General features: G+C 28.0%; 3 protein-coding genes. All 3 read left to right on the top strand.

Annotation, left to right across the window (positions count from 1 at the left end; genetic code table 11):
• Positions 1–211 precede the first annotated feature (211 nt).
• Positions 212–679, top strand: a complete 468-nt coding sequence (locus tag CD113_RS12610; protein ID WP_002465161.1) for a CcdC family protein — start codon at positions 212–214, stop codon at positions 677–679.
• 123 nt (positions 680–802) lie between these two features.
• Positions 803–1,927: an exonuclease subunit SbcD gene (sbcD, locus tag CD113_RS12605; protein WP_002465160.1), complete on the top strand. Its 1,125-nt coding sequence runs from the start codon at positions 803–805 to the stop codon at positions 1,925–1,927.
• A 4-nt stretch (positions 1,928–1,931) separates the two neighbouring features.
• Positions 1,932–2,179 (top strand): AAA family ATPase (locus CD113_RS12920; protein ID WP_240622785.1); only part of this gene is annotated, 248 nt, incomplete at its 3' end.

Genomic DNA, 2,179 nt, shown 5'->3' with positions numbered 1-2,179 from the left:
GAATAAAAATATGGATCAAAATATGAAAAATCCAAAAAAATAATATCATTTATTACAGTAAAGGTTGTTCGTATAATAGAACAATCTTTATTTTTTTATAAATTTTAAATATTTGCCAATTTTGATTATAGTAAATGACTTCACAATGAATAAGTGATATAATTTTTTGGTGTAATTGATATAATAGTATATTAATAAGAAGGTGTCTTTAGTGCTATATTTAATTTTTTCAATTGTTGTAGCTTTTTTTATGGGTGCAATGGTTATAGTTATAAGAATGAAAGCACAAAATTATCCAGTAAATGAAAAGAAAATTATATTACCACCATTTTTTATGTCAACAGGTGCGTTAATGTATGTTGTCCCATATTTTAGATTAACTGGTCAAGAAATGTTAGAGTCACTTATTTTAGGTGTGCTATTTTCAACTGTTCTTATATGGACATCTCGCTTTGAGATTAAAGGCTCAGAAATATATATGAAACGCTCGAAAGCATTTCCAGTGATTTTAATATCTTTATTAATTATTAGAACAGTAATAAAAATATTTATTAGTAAACAAATTGACCCAGGAGAAATAGGTGGAATGTTCTTCTTATTAGCATTTTGTATGATAGTACCATGGAGAATAGCTATGCTTTATCAGTATAAAAAGTTAAAAAAATCATTAATACAATAAAATTATAGCCACTTATTTGTAGCGTTTAACGTTATTGATAAGTGGTTTTGTTTTAACTTGATTTCAATATACAAAATGTATAAAATAACGATAACCGAACAAATGTTCTTATAGGAGGATTACATGAAGATAATACATACTGCTGACTGGCATTTAGGAAAAATACTGAATGGAAATCAATTGCTGGAAGACCAAAAATATATTTTGACTAAATTTATAGACCAAATGAAGCAACAACAACCAGATGTTATTGTTATAGCTGGTGATTTATATGATACAACTTATCCTAGTAAAGAGACTATAAAGTTATTAGAAGAGACAATTGCAAAGCTAAACTTGGAACTTAAGATTCCAATTATCATGATAAGCGGCAATCATGATGGTAAAGAAAGATTAAATTATGGAGCCGATTGGTTTGAACATAATCAATTATATATTAAGACCAAACTAGAAGATTTTTTAGAACCAATAAAATTGAATGACATAAATTTTTACACTTTACCGTATGCAACAGTCAGTGAAATGCAATACTATTTTGAAGATGATCAGGTAAAAACACATCAACAGGGGATAGCTAGATGTATATCAGAAATAAGTAAACATATTAACACTAATGAGATAAACATACTAATTAGTCATTTGACAGTTCAAGGTGGTAAGACATCAGATTCTGAACGTCCTTTAACAATAGGTACAGTAGAATCTATAGAATCATCAGTTTTTAATCCTTTCAATCATGTCATGCTAGGTCATTTACATCACCCTTTTAGTATTAATGATAAACATATTAAATATAGTGGTTCATTGTTACAGTATTCATTCTCAGAAGCAGGGCAAGCAAAGGGCTATAGAGAGGTCACGATTGATGCAAAACACAATATAGTAGATACATTTGTACCGTTAGTTCCTTTAAGACAACTTGAAATAGTTGAAGGAGAATATCAAGACGTTATAGAAGAAAAAATTAAGATTAAAAATAAGGATAATTATTTTCATTTTAAATTAAAAAATATGTCTCATATTATTGACCCAATGATGCATTTGAAGGAAATTTACCCTAACACACTAGCTTTAACAAATGAGACTTTTAGTTTTAACGAAAGTAATGACCAGGTAGATATTGAAGAACGTGATGATTTTTCAATTATTGAACAATTCTTCCAATATATTACGGATGAATCATTAACTGATGTTCAATCGAAAAAAATAATTAATATCATAGAGGATATTGAGAGAAGGGAGGAATAACATTTTGAAACCATTAGAATTACAATTAGTTAATTTTGGCCCATTTTTAGAGGAATATATTGATTTTAGACAGATTGAAGATAATGAGCTATTTTTGATAAGTGGTAAAACCGGTTCTGGTAAAACAATGGTTTTTGATGCTATGGTGTATGCATTATTTGGAGAAGCTTCAACTAAAGATAGAAAAGAATCAGATTTGAGAAGTCATTTTGCAGACGGAAAAGAAGCTATGACTGTAACTTTTATATTTGA

Source organism: Staphylococcus simiae (assembly GCF_002902085.1).
GTDB lineage: Bacteria > Bacillota > Bacilli > Staphylococcales > Staphylococcaceae > Staphylococcus > Staphylococcus simiae.
This window is presented reverse-complemented; position numbering and strand designations above follow the sequence as displayed.